At 70.3% G+C, this 17701-nt stretch carries 15 protein-coding genes; 5 read left to right on the top strand and 10 right to left on the bottom strand.

Going from position 1 to position 17701, the window contains the following annotated elements; all coding sequences use genetic code 11:
* Nucleotides 1–10: 10 nt before the first annotated feature.
* From pyrF to MKK58_RS08975, 4 genes are all read right to left on the bottom strand, one after another.
* The gene (pyrF, locus tag MKK58_RS08960; protein ID WP_243911740.1) at nucleotides 11–706 is read right to left on the bottom strand and encodes an orotidine-5'-phosphate decarboxylase; all 696 of its coding nucleotides are present in this window, start codon (nucleotides 704–706) and stop codon (nucleotides 11–13) included.
* A gap of 49 nt (nucleotides 707–755) precedes the next feature.
* Entirely contained in the window at nucleotides 756–1400 is a 645-nt protein-coding gene (locus MKK58_RS08965) for a uracil-DNA glycosylase family protein (RefSeq protein ID WP_243911741.1), read from the bottom strand.
* 60 nt (nucleotides 1401–1460) lie between these two features.
* Complete coding sequence (locus MKK58_RS08970) at nucleotides 1461–3668, bottom strand: xanthine dehydrogenase family protein molybdopterin-binding subunit (RefSeq protein WP_243911742.1); 2208 nt, start codon at nucleotides 3666–3668, stop codon at nucleotides 1461–1463.
* A gap of 65 nt (nucleotides 3669–3733) precedes the next feature.
* On the bottom strand, nucleotides 3734–4189 hold the full coding sequence (locus MKK58_RS08975; protein ID WP_243911743.1) for a (2Fe-2S)-binding protein: 456 nt from the start codon (nucleotides 4187–4189) through the stop codon (nucleotides 3734–3736).
* Nucleotides 4190–4471: 282 nt separating this feature from the next.
* Here MKK58_RS08975 and MKK58_RS08980 point away from each other — a divergent pair, with 282 nt between their 5' ends.
* Nucleotides 4472–6007 carry a sensor histidine kinase gene (locus MKK58_RS08980; protein ID WP_243911744.1) on the top strand — a complete coding sequence of 512 codons (1536 nt, stop codon included), beginning with the start codon at nucleotides 4472–4474 and terminating at the stop codon, nucleotides 6005–6007.
* A 3-nt stretch (nucleotides 6008–6010) separates the two neighbouring features.
* On the opposite strand, the gene cobT is transcribed toward MKK58_RS08980, so the two are convergent.
* Nucleotides 6011–7048, bottom strand: a complete 1038-nt coding sequence (cobT, locus tag MKK58_RS08985) for a nicotinate-nucleotide--dimethylbenzimidazole phosphoribosyltransferase (protein ID WP_243911745.1) — start codon at nucleotides 7046–7048, stop codon at nucleotides 6011–6013.
* 101 nt (nucleotides 7049–7149) lie between these two features.
* On the opposite strand from cobT, the gene cobS reads away from it, so the two are divergent.
* The 3 genes from cobS (at nucleotide 7150) to MKK58_RS09000 (ending at nucleotide 8934) form a co-directional block, all read left to right on the top strand.
* Nucleotides 7150–7968 (top strand): adenosylcobinamide-GDP ribazoletransferase, encoded by an 819-nt coding sequence (gene cobS / locus MKK58_RS08990; RefSeq protein WP_243911746.1) that lies wholly within the window; start codon nucleotides 7150–7152, stop codon nucleotides 7966–7968.
* 64 nt (nucleotides 7969–8032) lie between these two features.
* Nucleotides 8033–8254, top strand: coding sequence for a DUF1289 domain-containing protein (locus tag MKK58_RS08995; protein WP_243911747.1), 222 nt, complete (start codon nucleotides 8033–8035; stop codon nucleotides 8252–8254).
* The gene (locus MKK58_RS09000; RefSeq protein WP_243911748.1) at nucleotides 8245–8934 is read left to right on the top strand and encodes a TIGR02281 family clan AA aspartic protease; all 690 of its coding nucleotides are present in this window, start codon (nucleotides 8245–8247) and stop codon (nucleotides 8932–8934) included. Before MKK58_RS08995 ends, MKK58_RS09000 begins: the two co-directional genes overlap by 10 nt.
* A gap of 41 nt (nucleotides 8935–8975) precedes the next feature.
* Here the strand turns inward: MKK58_RS09000 and MKK58_RS26825 are convergent, their stop codons facing one another.
* The 5 genes from MKK58_RS26825 to bluB form a co-directional block, all read right to left on the bottom strand.
* Entirely contained in the window at nucleotides 8976–12203 is a 3228-nt protein-coding gene (locus tag MKK58_RS26825) for an autotransporter domain-containing protein (RefSeq protein ID WP_279578282.1), read from the bottom strand.
* Between the two features lie 188 nt (nucleotides 12204–12391).
* Nucleotides 12392–13435, bottom strand: a complete 1044-nt coding sequence (dusA, locus tag MKK58_RS09015) for a tRNA dihydrouridine(20/20a) synthase DusA (protein WP_279578283.1) — start codon at nucleotides 13433–13435, stop codon at nucleotides 12392–12394.
* A gap of 1081 nt (nucleotides 13436–14516) precedes the next feature.
* Complete coding sequence (locus MKK58_RS09020; RefSeq protein WP_243911750.1) at nucleotides 14517–15068, bottom strand: PAS domain-containing protein; 552 nt, start codon at nucleotides 15066–15068, stop codon at nucleotides 14517–14519.
* A 455-nt stretch (nucleotides 15069–15523) separates the two neighbouring features.
* Entirely contained in the window at nucleotides 15524–15997 is a 474-nt protein-coding gene (locus MKK58_RS09025; protein WP_243911751.1) for a L,D-transpeptidase, read from the bottom strand.
* A gap of 248 nt (nucleotides 15998–16245) precedes the next feature.
* Nucleotides 16246–16878 carry a 5,6-dimethylbenzimidazole synthase gene (gene bluB, locus MKK58_RS09030; RefSeq protein WP_243911752.1) on the bottom strand — a complete coding sequence of 211 codons (633 nt, stop codon included), beginning with the start codon at nucleotides 16876–16878 and terminating at the stop codon, nucleotides 16246–16248.
* Nucleotides 16879–17271: 393 nt separating this feature from the next.
* On the opposite strand from bluB, the gene MKK58_RS09035 reads away from it, so the two are divergent.
* A complete protein-coding gene (locus MKK58_RS09035; protein ID WP_243911753.1) occupies nucleotides 17272–17646 on the top strand; it encodes a DUF2794 domain-containing protein in 375 nt (124 codons plus the stop codon).
* Nucleotides 17647–17701: the final 55 nt, after the last annotated feature.

Genomic DNA, 17701 nt, shown 5'->3' on the forward strand with positions numbered 1-17701 from the left:
CGACAAACTCTCACCGCATCTCCGCGACGATGCCCTGCGCCACCGCGCGGGGGTCCGCCGCCTGGGTGATCGGGCGGCCGACCACGACGTGGTCGATCCCGATGCGGCGCGCCGCGCCGGGCGTCATCACGCGCTTCTGGTCCCCGGTCTCGGCACCGGCGGGCCGGATGCCCGGGGTGACGATGGCGCGGTCCGTCCCGATTCGGATGCGCACCGCCGCAGCCTCGGCGGCGCTGCAGACGATTCCGTCGATGCCGGCCTCGGCCGCCTGACCGGCGCGACGGGCCACGAGTTCGGCCACCGGCAGGGCATAGCCCGCCTCGGCGGCGTCCGCATCGTCGTAGGAGGTCAGGACCGTCACGGCGAGGATCTTCGGGCCGTTCGCGCCCCGGCCGCGGATCGCCGCCCGCATGGTCTGCGGATAGGCGTGAACGGTGAGGAAGGTGGCGCCGAGGTCGGTGAGCGCGCGCACCCCCTCCTCCACGGTGTTGCCGATGTCGTGCAGCTTGAGGTCGAGGAAGACCTTGCGGCCGGTCGCGGCGAGGCGCGGCACCAGGGCGAGCCCGCCCGCATAGGCGAGCCGGTAGCCGATCTTGTAGAAGGTCGCGGCATCGCCGATCCGGTCGACGAGGCCCTCCGCCTCCGCCACGGTTCCCACGTCGAGGGCGACGATCAGGCGGTCGCGCGGGTCCTGCAAGACGGTCATGGCTCTCTCCGGTTTCGCGGGCGAGCGATCCCGCGCATGGCGGCTCCTGTCAACGGGGCGCCATCGCGCGCGCCACCTCCGTCTTGAGGACCGGCAGCAATTCGGCCTCATACCAGGGATTGGCCTTGAGCCAGCCGCTGTTGCGCCAGGAGGGATGGGGCAGCGGCAGGACCCGCGGCGTGCCGGGGCTCGCCAGGATCTCGCGCCAGCGCCGCACCGTATCGGTGAGCCCGGCCTTCTGGCGCCCGAGATGCCATGCTTGAGCGTATTGGCCGATCACCAGGATGAGTTCGAGGTTGGGAAGCCCGGCGAACAGCTCCGCCCGCCAGCGCTCGGCGCATTCCCGGCGCGGGGGTTTGTCGCCGCCTTTGGCGTCATAGCCGGGAAAGCAGGCCCCCATCGGCACGATGGCGAGGCGACTCGCATCGTAGAACGCCGCCTCGTCGAGGCCGAGCCAGTCCCGCAGCCGCGTGCCCGACGGGTCCATGAACGGGACGCCGCTCTTGTCGGCCCTGTTGCCCGGCGCCTGGCTCGCCACGCAGAGCCGGGCCGAGGCCAGCCCCTGGACGATGGGGCGCGGCTCCTGCGGCAGGGGCGCCCCGTAGAGCGGCGCGTCCCGGCAGATCCGGCAGGCACGCAGGCGCGCAACGGTGGCGTCGAACGGAGTTTCGGCGGAGTCGATCTCGGAGAGCATGATGCCTTCCGAGATAGGCGGCCCGCGCCCATGGACGAGGGGCCGCGTCGTCGCTTCCGCTCAGGCGCCCTTCAGGCCGCTGAGGTCGAGGGGCAGTGAGCGCAGGCGCTGGCCGGTGGCGGCGAAGATCGCGTTCGAGATCGCCGGGGCGATCACGGGTACGCCGGGCTCGCCGATGCCGGTGGGTGCGGCGGTGGAGGGCACGATGTGGACCTCGACCACCGGCATCTCGCTCATGCGGGTCGGCTCGTAGGAGTCGAAGTTCCGCTCCTGCACCACGCCGTCCTTAAGCGTGATCTTGTTGCGCAGGACAGAGGACAGGGCGAAGCCGACCGCACCCTCGACCTGGGCGCGGATCACGTCCGGGTTGACCGCGACGCCGACATCCACCGCCGCCACGATGCGGTTCACCTTCACCTTGGCGTCCTCGGCCGTCACGTCCGCCACCATGGCGACGTAGGAGCCGAAGGATTCGTGCGCCGCGACGCCGAGGCCCCGGTTCTTGTCGGCGGCCTTCTTCGGGTCCCAACCGGCCTTCTCGGCGGCGAGCTTGAGGGTCGCGGAGAGGCGCGGGGCGCCGCCGAGCAGCCCGAGGCGGTAGGCGACGGGATCGGCGCCGGCCGCATGGGCGAGCTCGTCGATGAACACCTCCATCGCCTGGGCGGTGTGGGTGTGGCCCACCGAGCGCCACCACAGGACGGGCACGCCCTCGCGGGCGTTGTGGACCTCGAAGCGGTAGGCGGGCAGCGCGTAGGGCGTATCGGAGGCGCCCTCCACCGTGGTCGCGTCGACGCCGTCCTTCACGATCATGGTCTCGAAGGCGGTGCCGATCATGATCGACTTGCCGATGGTCCGGTGCTCCCAGCCCGTGATCCCGCCCTTGGCGTCGAGGCCGGCGCGCAGGCGGTGGACCACCATCGGCCGGTAGAAGCCGCCGGCCATGTCGTCCTCGCGGGTCCAGACGAGGTGGACCGGGGCCTTGCCGCCGGTGGCGCGCACGATGGAGGCGGTCTCGGCGAAGTAATCGGCGCTCGGCGTCGCGCGTCGGCCGAACGAGCCGCCGGCCCATTGCGTGTGGAGGCGGACCTTGTCGGTGGTCACCCCGAGATTGCCGGCCACCACCGCCTGCTCGATCGTCTGAAGCTGGCAGCCGGCGAAGACGTCGTAGGTGCCGTCCGAGGCCTTCTCGATGGTGGCGTTGAGGGGCTCCATCGCCGCGTGCGCCAGGTAGGGGAAGGTGAACTCGGCCTCCAGCACCTTGGCCGAGCCGGCAATGGCGCCGGCGGCATCGCCCTTCTTCGAGGCGACGAGGCCGGGGCTGTCGAGGCGCTTGCGGAAATCGGCCAGGATCGCGTCGGACGAGCGGGTCTCGGCCGCGCTGTCGTCCCAAGTGACCTTGAGCGCGTCGCGGCCCTTCATGGCCGACCAGGTGTCCTTCGCCAGCACCGCGACACCGGTGGGGATCGTCACCACGTCGACCACGCCGGCCACCGCGCGGGCGGCCTTGTCGTCGACGCTCTTCACGGTGCCGCCGAAGCGCGGCGAATGGGCGACCACCGCCGTCAGCTGCCCGGGACGGCGGACGTCGAGGGAGTAGATCGCCGTGCCGTCGGTCTTGGCCACGGAATCGAGGCGGGGAAGCTTCTTGCCGATCAGGGTGAACTGGCTCGCCTCCTTGAGGCGCGGCTCCTTCGGCACAGCTTGCGCAGCGGCGGCCTCGGCGAGTTCGCCGAACCGGGCCTGCCGGTTCGAGGCCGCGTGGCGCACCGTGCCGGACGCGACCGTGATCTCGGCAGCGGGGACCTTCCAGCGCTCGGCGGCGGCCGCCACCAGCATGGCGCGGGCGGCCGCACCCGCCTTGCGCAGCTGGACCCAGGAATTGGCGATGGCGGTGGAGCCGCCGGTGCCCTGGACGGGGCCGAAAGCGAAGTTGTTGTAGAGCGTGGCGTCGGCCGGCGCGAAGGTGGTGCGGATGGTGGCCCAGTCCGCGTCGAGCTCGTCTGCCAGGATCGTGGCCAGCCCCGTCGTGTTGCCCTGGCCCATGTCGAGGTGCTTGATCACCACTGTCACGGTGTCGTCGGCCGCGATCCGCACGAAGGCGTTCGGCATCGGCGGCAGGCCCGAGAGGTCGGGGCCGGGCGCGGCCTGGGCGAACTTCGCCGGATCGAGGGTGAAGCCGACGACGAGGGCCCCGGCGGCCACGGTGGCGCCGCCGAGGAAGGCGCGGCGGGACGGCACGGGCGGGGCGGCCTGACGGACCTTTAGCATGGGTGGCTCCAGTTCAGACGCGGGATTCGGGAGATCGAAGAATTCGTTGGCGAAGGGGGCGCGGCTCAGGCGAGGGTTCGCGCCGCCTCGTGGATCGCCGCGCGAATGCGCTGGTAGGTGCCGCAGCGGCAGACATTGCCGTCCATGGCGCCGTCGATGTCCGCATCGGTCGGCTTGCGGTTCTCGGACAGGAGCCCGATCGCCGACATGATCTGGCCGGACTGGCAGTAGCCGCACTGGACCACGTCCAGGCCGCGCCAGGCGGTGCGCACCGCATCGGCGACCTTGCCGGAGACGCCCTCGATGGTGGTGATCTTGGCCTCACCGATGTCGCCGATCCGGGTCTGACAGGCGCGGACCGGCTGGCCGTCGAGATGGACCGTACAGGCGCCGCACTGGGCGATGCCGCAGCCGTACTTCGTACCGGTCTGGTTCAGGTGGTCGCGCAGGGCCCAGAGGAGCGGCATCTCCGGGTCGGCGTCGACCTCGTGGGCGACTCCGTTGACGGTGAGTTTCAGCATCCCGGCCTCCAGGCGCGCAGTTTGGAACAGAGCTAATCCTTGCGCGCCCCGATTCGTGTGCGCCAGCGCACCTGCGCCCGCCCGGCCGGAGAACGGCATCACCGTGAATACCGGCGTGGGATCGCGCGCGGCGGACGAAAACTTGAGAAAATCCGGACAATGCCGCCCATCCGGGCAGGCGGTTCTTAACACATCCCCCGCACTCTCGGCGCGGTCGTATCCCGGCCTGTCGGTGGTCCCCTCATCGGGATCGCGACGCCTCCCCGAATCCTCAAGACGGTGATGACCGACCTGACTGCGGAGATGATACAGCGTGGCCGCGGACCCTCCGCGCAGGAAGCGGCCCGCCGCCGCGAGGTCGCGCGCGACATGCGCTCGGCCCGCGAGAAGCTCACCTCGACGAGCGGGCTGGAACGCGCCTTCGACTACGAACTCATCCGCGCCTACGCCCAGCACCGCGCGGGGGCTGTGATCCCCCTGGGGCTGCTCGGCCTCGCGGTCGCGGGCATCGCATCCGTGTGGACTCCCCCCGTGATCGCGGCGGCCTGGGGCCTCTGCCTGCTCGCCACGGTGACGCTGTCGACTCTGCTGACCCGGCGCTTCCTGGCGCAGGATCCCGCGCAGGTCTCGGTCTGGCGGTGGCGCCGGACCTTCATGGCGGCCGAATTTCTCCAGAGCACCGCCTGGGGCATGATGGTGCTCGTCGGCGCCTCCGGGGCGCTCACCTTCGTGCTGTTCGGACTCGTCATCGTGGCGGCCGTGGCCACCATGCTCGCCGCCACGCTGCCGGCGGCGGCCGTCGCGGCCCTCGTTCCCCTCTGCGTCGCTGCCCTCTCGCTCCTGGCCGTGTCGCAGGACGTGAACACGATGATGCTGGTCACCATGGTGGTGGGCGCGCAGATCTTCTTCATGGGGCTCGCCCGCCGCGTCTACGCCGCCACCGTCGAGGCCCTGCAATCCCAGGCCGAGAAGGATGCGATCTTCGGCGAGCTCGAGCAGGCCAAGGCGAATTCCGACGAGGCGCGCCGGCGCGCGGAGGAAGCCAACCTCGCCAAATCCCGCTTCCTCGCCACCATGAGCCACGAGCTGCGCACGCCGCTCAACGCGATCCTGGGATTCTCGGAGGTGATGAAGAACGAGGTGTTCGGCGCCCACGTGGCGGCCTCGTACAAGGAATACGCCGCCGACATCCACGACAGCGGCCTGCACCTCCTGAACCTCATCAACGAGATCCTCGACCTGTCGCGGATCGAGGCCGGCCGCTACGAACTCAACGAGGAGGCCATGCAGCTCGGCCACGTCGTGGAGGATTGCCGGCACATGATGGGCCTCAGGGCCCGGGGCAAGAACCAGACGATCCACGAGTTCATCGACGCCACCCTGCCCCGCCTCTGGGCGGACGAGCGGGCGCTGCGCCAGATCGTCCTGAACCTGCTCTCGAACGCCGTGAAGTTCACGCCGCCGGGGGGCGAGATCACCATCAAGGTCGGCTGGACCTCGTCGGGCGGCCAGTATGTCAGCATGAAGGACAGCGGCCCCGGGATTCCCGAGGACGAGATCGGCACCGTGATGTCGTCCTTCGGGCGCGGGTCGCTGGCGATCAAGACGGCCGAGCAGGGCTCGGGCCTCGGCCTGCCCATCGTGAAGGGCCTCGTGGACCTGCACGGCGGCAACTTCCAGCTGAAGTCGCGGCCGCGCGAGGGCACCGAGGTCGTGGTGATCCTCCCCGCGAGCCGGGTGATGGATACGCTGCCCGCCATCGAGGTGCCGGGCGAGGCCCAGACCGCCCCCGCCGAGAGGCGTGCCCGCGCCGCTTGAGGATCAGCCCGCGCTGCGCTCCGAGACCCCGGCCTGCGCGAAGGTCGCCATGTCGCGGTGGCAGGCGAGCGCGCCCTTGAGGAGACCGAGCGCCAGGGCGGCGCCCGAAGCCTCGCCGAGGCGCATGCCGAGCGCCAGCAGCGGCACGAGGCCGAGGCGCTCCAGCACGTCCGCGTGCGCGCCCTCCGCCGAGACGTGCCCGGCGAGGCAATGGTCGAGAAGCGTCGGATCGAGGCGGTGCAGGATGGCGGCGGCGGCCGTCGCCACGTAGCCGTCGAGCACCACGGGCACCCGCTGGAGACGGGCCGCCAGGATCGCCCCCGCCATGGCGGCGATTTCCCGGCCGCCGAGGCGTGCCAGAATCTCCAGGGGATCGTCGAGATGCCCGGCATGGTGGGCGAGCGCGGCCTCCACCGCCGCGACCTTGCGGGCGAGCCCCGCGGCGTCGACCCCGGTGCCGCGCCCGACCCAGTGGGCGGCCTCGCCCCCATAGAGGGCCGCGTAGATCGCCGCCGCGACGGTGGTGTTGCCGATGCCCATCTCGCCCAGCGCCAGGCAGTCGGTTCCGGCGGCCACCGCCTCCATACCGAACGCCATGGTGGCCACGCAGGCCTTCTCGTCGAAGGCCGGTCCCACCGTGATGTCGCCGGTTGGCATATCGATGGCGAGGTCGAACACCTTGAAGCCGAGGCCGTAAGCGGCACAGATTTGGTTGATCGCCCCGCCGCCGGCCGCGAAGTTGTCGAGCATCTGGCGGTTCACCGCATCCGGAAAGGCCGAAACGCCGCGCGCCGTGACGCCGTGGCTGCCGGCGAAGACGCAGACCAGCGGGCGGTCGAGGGTCGGCTGGCCCTTGCCCTGCCAGGCGGCGAGCCAGGAGACGAGGTGCTCGAGGCGGCCGAGGGACCCGGCCGGCTTCGTCAGGGTCGCGTCGCGCTCGGCCACCATCGCCACCGCGTCCCGGTCCGGCCCCGGCAGGGACGCGACGAGGCGACGGATATCGTCGAACGGCGTGGCGGCGGTCTGGTCAACGTCGGTCATGGGGCAAATCCGGTGGCCGGCCCCGGCGCCAGGATGGCGGGCCGCCCGTCGCGGGAGCTATAACGGCCCGGGCACGGGTGGTGAAGGCGGGCCGGTTCGCGATGCATGAGACGGTCGAGCCCGCCTTTCCGGGCGCTGCCCTCGCCTACGATCTGGCCGGCTGCCTGCGCTTCTACTCGCGCCTGCCGGTGCCGCGGCTGCCCGGCGAGGGCGACCCGCACGGCGTACCGGATTTCCGCACCCTGCCCCGGATGCTGCCGCTGGCGGGTCTGATCCTCGGCCTGCCCGGCGCGGGAATGCTGCTCGGCGCTTGGGGCCTCGGCCTCGGGCCCTTCCTCGCCGCGACCCTGGCGGTGACGGTGGGCGTGCTGATCACCGGAGCCCTGCACGAGGACGGACTGGCGGACGTGGCCGACGGGTTCGGCGGCGGCGCGACGCCGGCCCGGCGCCTGGAGATCATGCGCGACAGCCGGATCGGGGCCTATGGCGGGGTCGCCCTGATGCTGTCGCTGGCCCTGCGCATCGGCGCCCTGGCGACGCTCCTCGACCGCTCGGGGGCCGTGGCGGCCCTCGCCCTGATGCTCGCCGCCGCCCTGTCGCGGAGTGTCGCCCTCGCGCCGCTGGCGCTCCTGCCGCCCGCCCGCGCGGACGGGGCCGGCGCCAGCGTCGGCCGCCCGAGCCGGGCGACGCTGATCACCGCCGGCGCCCTCGCCGTGGCCCTGACCCTCCTCGCCCTGCTCCTCGGGCTCCCGCCGCTGGGCGGATGTCTGATGCCGGTCCTGAGCGTATCGGCGGCGCTCGCCGTCACGGCGCTCGCGCGCCGCGCCATCGGGGGCCAGACCGGGGACGTGGTGGGCGCCGCGCAGCAGGGCGCGGAGATCGCCGCCCTGCTCGCGCTCGTCGCGGCGATCCCAGCCTGATCCGGTTGCCGCGAGACCGGCCGGGCTTGATCCGGGTGCCGCCGCCCTGGCATGGATCGGAGCGATGAGCCAGATCCGCCCCAAACCATCCAGCCCCTGCACGAAGCTCTGCATCCTCGATGCGGCCACCGGCCTGTGCGAGGGCTGCGGCCGCACCCGCGACGAGATCGCCCTGTGGGGTTCGATGTCGGAGCCCCAGCGTCGGGCCGTGATGGCCACGCTGGAGGGCCGCCTGAGGGCAGCCTATCCGGCGCGGACCCTGGCGGGAGCGGCGCCATGTGGCTGATCGGGCTGCTGATTGTCGGAGGTGCCCTCGCGCTCCTCCTGCTGTCGGGGGACAACCAGCGCATCGCGGGTCTCGAGCCCGACCAGTTCGCGCAGGTGGCCATGACCACGGGCCTGCTCACCGTGATCGTGGCGGGGTTCTGGCACCAGTTCCGCAGCCGGATGAGCGCGAACGTCACCGCGCTCCTGATCTGGGGCGTCCTCGGCGCGGCCCTGGTGGCGGGCTACGCCTATCGCGACGAGGCCCGGACCCTCGGCGACCGGATGCTCGGCGCGGTTCGGCCCGGCAGCGCCGTCACGGGCGCGGACGGAACGGTGACGATCACCCGACGCAGCGACGGCAATTTCCACGTCCGGGCCGAGGTGAACGGCCGGCCGCAGGGCTTCCAGTTCGACACCGGGGCGAGTTCCGTGGTCCTCACCGCCGAGAGCGCTGCCGAACTCGGTATCCGCCCGGCGGAATCCGAGTTCAGCGTGCGCGTCTCCACCGCCAACGGCGTCACCGTGGCGGCCCCCGCCTTCCTGGATAGCCTGCAGGTCGGCTCGATCGTGGAGCGGCGCGTGCCCGCCCTGGTCAGCCGCCCCGGGGCCCTGCGCGAGAATCTTCTCGGCATGACCTTCCTCGACCGGCTGGCCTCCTTCGAAGTCCGCGGCGACCGGCTCATCCTGCGGGACCGCTGAGAGGCGAGACGCCGCCCCGGAGGACGGCGTCTCGTGCGCGCTCAGAACCGATAGGTGAAGTTGCCCTTGACGGCATGGTCCTGCGCCCGCTCGCCGACTTGGCCCGTATAGGCCACGCCCAGCGTGGCGTCGCGCGCCACCCTTACGTCGAGCCCGGCCTCGGCCACCAGCGCGTCCCGGCTGATCGGGGTGCCCGCCGTGAGGAAGGCCGGGCCCGTGCCGAAGCTCAGGAGGGCCTTGGGCACCACGTCGCCGTAGGCCCGGCGGTAGCCCACCAGCCCGTGCAGCGAGACCGGCGCGCCGAACCCGAGATCGAGGCTGGTCTGGCCACGAACGCCCACCGTCGAGGTCGCCACCTCGGTGGTCTGCGCCGCGCCCGTCAGGGCCGCCAGGCCCCCCGTCTCGGTGAAGCGGTCCCGCCCGATCGAGACGTAGGCGCCGCCCACGAAGGGCTCGAGATAGGCCGGCTGGATCGCCGCGACCGGCCCCTCGCCCTTGGTGAGGAGGCCGACCTGGGGCGCGCCCAGGAAGAACCTGTAGCCGAGCTCGCCGAAGCCCTGCACGGTCGAACCGCCATAGCGAGCCGTGTCGCTGTCGGTGAACCCGGCAAAGCTCACGGCCCGGCGCAGGCGGCTCGACTGGTCGGCGTAGACCGCGCCGAGGCGCAGGGCGACGGGTCCGCGTTCGAAGCCGCCGTAGACGCCGCCGAAGCCGCTCTCGATGGTGCCGGAGGAGAGTCGCCCGGTGCTGTCGAGGCTGGTCGCGGTGTAGCCGCCGGCCACGCCGAAGCGGAAGCCCGTCTCCAGGCGGGCATCCGCGCCGAGCACGAAGCCGGAGGTCTGGCGCGCCAGGCCGGCGGCGTTGCCGTCGGTCCGGGCCTCGCCGAAGCTGCCGAAGCCCTGGCCCCAGAGCCCGAACACTCGCGGGTCGAGGACGCGCACCGGCACCGGCGCGACCGGAGCGGCGCGGCCCGGCAGATCGGCCGTGTAGGCCGCCGGCAGGGCACCGTAATCGCTGAACTCGGCCGCACCAGGGGTGGCGCCCCAGCGCAGGCGGTCGAGGATGGCCTCGCGCACGAAGAAGGCGGTCTCGAACTGCGCGCCCGCCATGCTCGCGTGGATGTCGCCGGTGAGCGCACCGAAAGCGGCGCGCGCCTCGGGCGTGGTCAGCCCGACGGTGCGGCCGTAGAGGGCGGCCCCCGGCCCGGCGGCCTGGATGGCGTCGGCGACGCCGGCCTGGTTGCGGGTCTGGGCGATGCTGGAGAAGGCGATGTCGTTGAGCGTCAGCGTCAGGTCGACGGCCCCGGGTTGGTAGCGCAGGGTGGGGGTGAGGAAGGCGAAGTTGGCACTGACCCCGTCGAACCGGCCCTGCACGCCGCCGCCGGCGGTGAGCACGGTGTAGGCGGTGCGCGGATCGTAGGTGCCGGCGGCAGCCTGCACCTGGACGGTGCCGCCGTTGAGGGTGGCGGTGCCGGCCACCGCGAGGCGGTCGGCTTGGCCTGCGGCGTCCGCATCGACCTGGAGGGTGGAGCCGGGGGCGAAGCTCGCATTGCCCGCCACCGCGAGGGTGCCGATGCCGTTGCCCGGCGCCACCACGGCGCCGGACCGGGCCGCCAGGCCGCCCACCGTGCCGGTGCCGCCCAGAAGTCCGCCCGCGCCCACCGTCACCGTTCCGGCGATCGTGCCGTTGGCATACAGCGCGCCGGTCTGGCCGATGGTGACGTCGGTGGCGACCCGGTCACTCGCGGCCAGGGACAGGGTGCCGATGACGTTCTGGAAGTAGCCGGCCGCACTGTAGAGATCGATGCGCGACCAATAGCTCAGCGGTGTGCCGTAGAAGGCGCTCAGCGCGTTCGTCTCGGTGTTGACGATGATCTGATTGATCGTTCCGGTCTGGAGCGAGCCGTAGAGGCCGCCCCGCGGCGCGATCTGCGCCGCCGCGTCACTGCTGCCACCATAGAGGGGCGCGAGCAGGATCGCGGCATCTGGCCCGCCGGCGGGCGCGGCCTCCCGGGGGGCCTGGGCGAAGGTCAGGATCGGCAGGCCGTAGGTGAGGCGCGACTGGTAGAGAGCCTGATTGGCGGCGGACGGGACGTAGGGGTTGTTCGCCGTGTTGGCCGCGCCGGTGGCGCAGGTGGCGACGGCGGCCCCGCAGCCGGCCGAGAGGTAGCCCTGGAGTTCGCCCTGCGCCTGGGTGAAGAGCGACGTCAGGTTGATCGCGGTGCCGGTGGTGGTGGCGTTGTTGATGTAGGCCGGGTTGGTGAAGGCTTGAGCGAGGTCGTAGGCCGCGAAGGCGCGGCTGGCGATGATGTCGAGGGGATAGTGGACGCCGAGCACGATGCGGCTGTCGGCGTATTCCGACCCGCGCAGGAGCATGCTCTGGTAGAGCGACGGCGTCAGCATGCCGAGCAGGATCGAATCGGTGATCGCGTAGTTGGTGTGCCCGCTCGGGAACGAGGGGTTGGTGGTCAACCCGTTGATCGAGGTCGGGTCGAACGAGTTGATCGCGTTCGGCCTCGCCTGGACGGGGCGCGAGCTGCCGTAGACGTCCTGACCCGCTTGCGTGTTGGTGACGCCGGCGGCGATGTCGAGGACGCTGGTCGTGGTGTTGGGGAGCCCGTTGAAGCGCGGCAGCGTGTAGCCGGCCGGCGCCACGGCCGGGACTGCGACGTAGCCGGCCGGCGTCACGCTCGGGTTGGTGGCGGCCCCGTTGGCGAAGTAGTTCTTGGCCACGCCGAGATCGGAGCTCGTGAAGGTATAGGCCCGGTTGAGGAGGTCGAAGGTCCGGGCGAGCGGCCCTGTCGTCGCCGTGCTGGCGCGGATTCCCTGCTGGTAGAGCGGGCCCAGGACCGTACCGTAACCGCCCACCGGCTGGACCGGGTTGATGGTGCCCGGCGTTCCCGGATTGCTCTGGATCGCCTGGAGCGGCAGGCCGCCGGCCAGGTTGTCCGCCGGGCCCAGATTGACCACCGAGCCGTTGATGAGGGTGATCGTGCCGAGGAAGGGCGTGCTGCCCGGCAGAGCCTTGTCGCTGATGGCGAGCGCCCGCTGCTGCGGCGTCGACTGGTTGTTGGTGGCGATGGCCTGGGAGAGGTTGAGTTGAAGCGTCGCCTGGCCGACCGGGCTGGCATTGAGGGCGAGGAACGGTCCGAGCAGGTTCAGGACATTCGCGTTGGCCGGCGTGATGTTGGCCGTCTGCGCCTGCGCCGAGGCTAAGCCCGTCGCCGAGAGTATGATGGCTGCCGTCGAAACCCCGTATTGGAACCGCATGATTCGCCCCCTGCTTCCGTCCACCGGACGGAGGGACTGAATAGCGAGGCTTACGTTTCGCGCTTGTTCATAATCCTGTCATATTATACGCGGGATCGCGCCGTGCTGAATCGGCAACAACTTCGCTTTGCCCGTCAAGTGATTTGCCAGCGAAGTAGAACCGAGACGATTGTCGCCGCGCCCCGAAGTTACGCGGCGTCCTGCGCAGCGACGGCATCTCGGGCGCTCTGCTCCGAGACGGGGCCGTGGCGGGACACCTGGGCGATCGCCGCGCGCAGGGTCGCGAGGTCGGCGTCCGCTTGGGTCCCGGCCGTCGAGAGATGACGGCGATAGGCGCGGGCGCCCGGGCGGCCGTTGAACAGGCCGAGCATGTGCCGCGTCACCGCATGCAGGCGCACGCCCTCCTGCAGGAAGCCGGCGATCACCGGCTCGAACGCCTCCAGGGCCGCGAACGGGTCGGCGACCGGGGCAGGCTCGCCGAACAGGACCGGATCGACCGCGAGGAGGAGGGCCGGATCGCTGTAGGCGGCCCGGCCGATCATCACGCCGTCGACCTCCGCGAGATGGGCCGCCGCCTCCGCGATGGTGGCGATGCCGCCGTTGATGGCGATGGGCAGGCCGGGATGGGACCGCTTCAGCCGCGCCACCCGCGGGTAGTCCAGGGGCGGCACGTCGCGGTTCTCCTTGGGCGAGAGACCCTGGAGCCAGGCCTTGCGGGCATGCACCACGAGGCCGTCGACGCCCGCCGCGATCACCGCGTCCGTCAGAGCGTCGAGGGCCTGCTCGGTGTCCTGGTCGTCGACGCCGATCCGGCACTTCACCGTCACCGGCACCGACACCGCCGCCTTCATGGCGGCGACGCAGGCGGCCACCACGGCGGGCTCGCGCATCAGGCAGGCACCGAAGCGCCCGTCCTGCACCCGGTCGGAGGGGCAACCGACATTGAGATTGACCTCGTCGTAGCCGTAGCCCTCGGCGATCCGCGCGGCCTCGGCGAGGTCGGCCGGGTTCGAACCGCCGAGCTGCACCGCCACCGGATGCTCGATGTCAGCGAAGCCGAGCAGACGGTCGCGGGGTCCGTGGATGACCGCCCCGGTGGTGACCATCTCGGTGTAGAGGCGGGCGCGCCGCGACAGGGTTCGGTGGAAGGCACGACAGTAACGGTCGGTCCAGTCCATCATGGGCGCAATCGATAAGCGCCACGGACTGATAGCATTGGGCTTGTCTATCATTTCAACTACTCGATCGGGGTCTACGCCACCTCTTTCACAACTGTGCCTTCTCGCTTCTTGACCGTTCCATCACGTGACTCCAAGCAGCATTGTCGCTCAAGGCGGCATGCTGTCGTTCTCACGGTGCGGGGACGTCCGTCGAGCGGATGCGGAAATGTGGCGGTACCGGATACCACGCCCGGGTGGCGATCCAAATTCCAGGCATTCTGCATCGGTGCATCAGCACGGCCGACCGCGCCGCGACGCTATGGACCCAGATCAGGAAATGGACTTTCGCATTGCGCCAGCCCGAGGAGCCGCGCTCGGCAGTGTTGGGCTGCGGACCATTCGGGATCGGGTCCTTGCCTTCACCCTCCAACAGTTCCCGCAGGGAAAACGGGCTCGGCGGCCAGGCGCATCATGTCCATCGGGCGGCGCACTTGGGCTCACGCGACCGGATCAGCGAAGATTGGCCGAAGCTTTGCATCAAGCGATCCACCATCTTGCTTTACCTTGTTGAGGCTTCCTTAAGTTGTTGTTCTCGCGAGCGATTCCAGGCGGGCTGAGTTGGGCTATGGATCTGATCGACGATGTGGACGCGACGGGCCTACGCGCAGCACGCAGGCGGGTGTACATCGTGTACCGCTTCACCCTTGTGGTGGTCGGCGATCTCTGGCGCCCGTAGCGGTTCCTGCCGGGTCGCTCCGGCTCGATGGCCCATCCGCTCCGGGGCCGGTTGGACGTTGAAATAGCTCGGGCCCAATCGCTCGCGTGGCCGACGCCGGAGTGGAACCTGCACCGTCCCAGCAAGCCTGGTCCACGCTGCGCATGATCGGTCCCGCGCAACCGCGCCGGCACGAAGGCTTTTACTACCGCCGACGACGACGGCCGACCAAGGTCTCCGGCCGGCCATGCGCCGATGATGCCAAAGAGCGACGGGAGCACGATCGTCGCCATCTGGAACGAACCCTGTGATCGACGCCCGTACCGGCGTCGACGCCACCCCAGCCACGAACGCAATCGTCGTCGCGCTCGGCTCCGAAGAGATATCGCGAGACGATCCAACCGGCGGGCGCGGCGTCGCGGATTTCACCGCGCGCGGTCAGTCTCGACGCTTCGCGAGCGCCCGCCCGATACCGATCAGCAGAGATTCCGCGCGGAGCCGCAGATCCGTATGACCGCCCGACTTCAGCGCGGCGTGCGCTTCGATGCAGCGATCGGCCGCGAGCGCGAGGCGATCGGCGGCGTCCTGATCGGGAGACGGGGCGGTGAGGAAAGGATGACCGTGGCTGTCCGTCGTGTCGATGTAGGCCCCCAGTCCGTGCATGGCACCCTGGCCGTCCGCCCTGAGGATGCCCCGGTTGAGAACCCAGCGGACATGACCGCCCTCGGTCAGGACCCGGAACTCGGCCGCGAACGGACCGCCCGTCCGCCGGACCTGGCGTATGCGCTCGAAGACCCAGGGCCGATCCTCCGGATGGGTGCGGGAGAGCGCGACCTCCATCGGGATCGGTTGGCCTGCAAGGCTGGCATTGCCAGCCAGAAGAGAAGCGGCGCCCTCGTCAAGGATGGATTGGCCGGCCGCGACGTTCGTCTCCCAGACGCCGACCAAACCTGCTGCACGCAGCGCGGGCACCGCCGACGCAATCGACATCTGATCCGAACCTCCCGCAAACACTCATTGAATGCGAGAAAACAATTATGTGGCGACGCTTCGAAAAAACATCGGCCCAACAAATAAATGTGACCGACAGCCCCTTCGCGGGACATTATTCAAAATGCCTAGCGACGGCTCTATTCACGATCACGCTGAGTCTAACTGATATAAATTGATCAGGACGCTCAACAAATGGACGAGATTCCGGCGCGACCGTTCGAGTACGTCGCGCGCCATCTCCGATCGATCAACCACGGTTGTCACAGGCATATGCGGGAAGCGCTCGGATCGACCCAATGGAGCCGGGTACGGCACGATGAACCGTCCGCTCTGTCGCATCGCGCTTCCACGCCGGTGATGGCAAGCGCTTGGTCCCGCCCGTGGCGAGTTCCTCCCCTGCGTGCCATCCCGTGATGCTCGCAGCCGCCTGCACGGCCGGCGGGGAAGGTTCCTCAGCGGGTCACGTAGACCTGCGTGCCCACCGAGACACGCTCGTAGAGGTCGACCACGTCCTGATTGTACATGCGGATGCAGCCGTAGGACGCGTAGGTTCCGATCGAGTTCGGGCGGTTGGTCCCGTGAATGGCGTACTCGCCGCCCGCGAGGGTCAGCGCGGCCGAACCCATCGGGTTGGAGGGCGAGCCGCCAGCGATCACGGCGGGCAGGCGCGGGTTGTCGCGCTTGACCTCGCGGGGCGGAGCCCAGGCTGGCTCGACGTACTTCCCGTCGATCCGGGTGGCACCGCTCCATTGCTTGCCGGGCTTGCCCACGGCAACGGGATAGCGGATCGCGGTGCCGTCGCCGTTGACGAGGTAGAGCCGGCGCTCCGAGGTCCGCACCACGATGGTGCCGGGCATGACACCGTCCTGGAAGGCCACGACCTCGCGGGCCAGGGCCGATCCTCCCGAAACGCCCAGACTGAGCATCAAGCCCGCCGCGAGTATAGATCCCATTCCCTGACGCACCATGACCCGACATCCCCGTAAGCGTGACCGTTTGGCCCGCCGATAATCCGCAGGGCGGGGTTGTCGTTCCGGTAAAGCGACGCGGGGACTTGGGGTTATCCGAGGTGTATCGCCGGATGCGGTAAAGCGATGGCGCGTCTTTCAGGACAAAGCCGCAGCGTTGCTTTCAGGGTTCGTTGACCCTGCGGGGATCGACGGCCGGGTGGCGATCAGCGCTCGATCAGCGGCATGCCGTTCCCGAGGCGCGGCTGCCAGCCGTGCCGGACGAGTTCCGGATCGGCATGCTCCTCCACCGGATAGCCGACGCAGAGATAAGCCACGAGGTGCCAGGCACAGGGCACCGCGAGGGTCTCGCAGACGGTATCCGGCTCCAGGATCGAGACCCAACCCACGCCGAGTCCCTGCGCGCGAGCGGCGAGCCAGAAGGTCTGGATCGCGGTGACGACCGAGTAGCGCAGCATCTCCGGCATGGTGGTGCGGCCGAGGCCGTGACCGGTCGCCGTGTCTTCGTCGCAGAATACCGCGAGGTGGACGGGCGCCTCGCGCAGGCCCGCGAGCTTCAGCCGGACATAGGCCTCCCGGCGCTCGGCCTCGTAACCGGCGGCGGCTTCAGCGTTGCAGCGCTCGAAGCTCGCGACCACGCAGGCCCGCCGGACCGGATCGGAGACCCGCACGAAGCGCCAGGGCTGGCTGTTGCCCACGGACGGGCTGAGCGTGGCGAGGTCGAGGCAGGCGCGCAGGAGGGACTCGTCCACCGGATCGGGCCGGAAGCGGCGCACGTCGCGGCGCCACGCGAACAGTTCCGCGAGCGTCTCGCGAAAAGCGGCATCGAAGCTGACCACGATCCGTCCCCCGCGGGGAGCCGCCCCGTTCGTCGCGCGGGCGTTTCTCGCCGGAGACGGCTCATCCGGCAAGGGACAAAACAAGGGACAAAAAAAGGGCCGCACTCCGAGGAGGCGGCCTGAAGTCCTTGGGTCTCGAAACCTCTGGAATGTCGGTCCTGCCAAGCCGGTCGCCGGCCGAAGAGCTGGGGAGCCGGTAGGATCGGACGCCGCACCGGGAACAGGGCCGACGAAGTTTCGGCCACAGGGATCGCTTTTCATCAAGGCCGGCGCGGGGCCTGATGACGGCGAAATCATGATGATGTGTTTCCGCTCCGCGCACTGATTCGGCACCCTTGCGGGGGCTCTGGCGCGACACCATGATGACGATCCAGACTCGGACCAGGAGCGACGATGACCGAGAGAACCGGTGCCGACCCGCGATCGCCCGAGCCTCCCGCCCGGGTCATCCCCTTCCCCGCAGCGCCGGTGACCCCGCAGATCGCCTTCGACCGCGCCGAGCTGCGCACCATTTTCAACCTCTACGGACGGATGGTTTCCCAGGGCGAATGGCGTGACTACGCCCTCGATTTCCGGCGCGACAAGGCGGTGTTCTCGATTTACCGCCGCAGCTCGGAGATGCCGCTCTACCGCGTCGAGAAGGACCCGAAGCTCGCCCGCCGCCAGGGCGCCTACGCGGTGGTGGCCGCCTCGGGGCTGGTGATGAAGCGCGGCACCGACCTCGCCAGGGTGCTGGCCGTGCTGGAGCCGCCCTTACGGGCCGTTTGACCGGCCACGCCCTGCGCAGAGCGGCGGCGCGCCGGTTCCTGAAACGCCGGACAGC

Origin of the sequence: Methylobacterium sp. J-078, assembly GCF_022829285.1 — a bacterium.
In the GTDB taxonomy this organism is placed as follows: Bacteria; Pseudomonadota; Alphaproteobacteria; order Rhizobiales; family Beijerinckiaceae; genus Methylobacterium.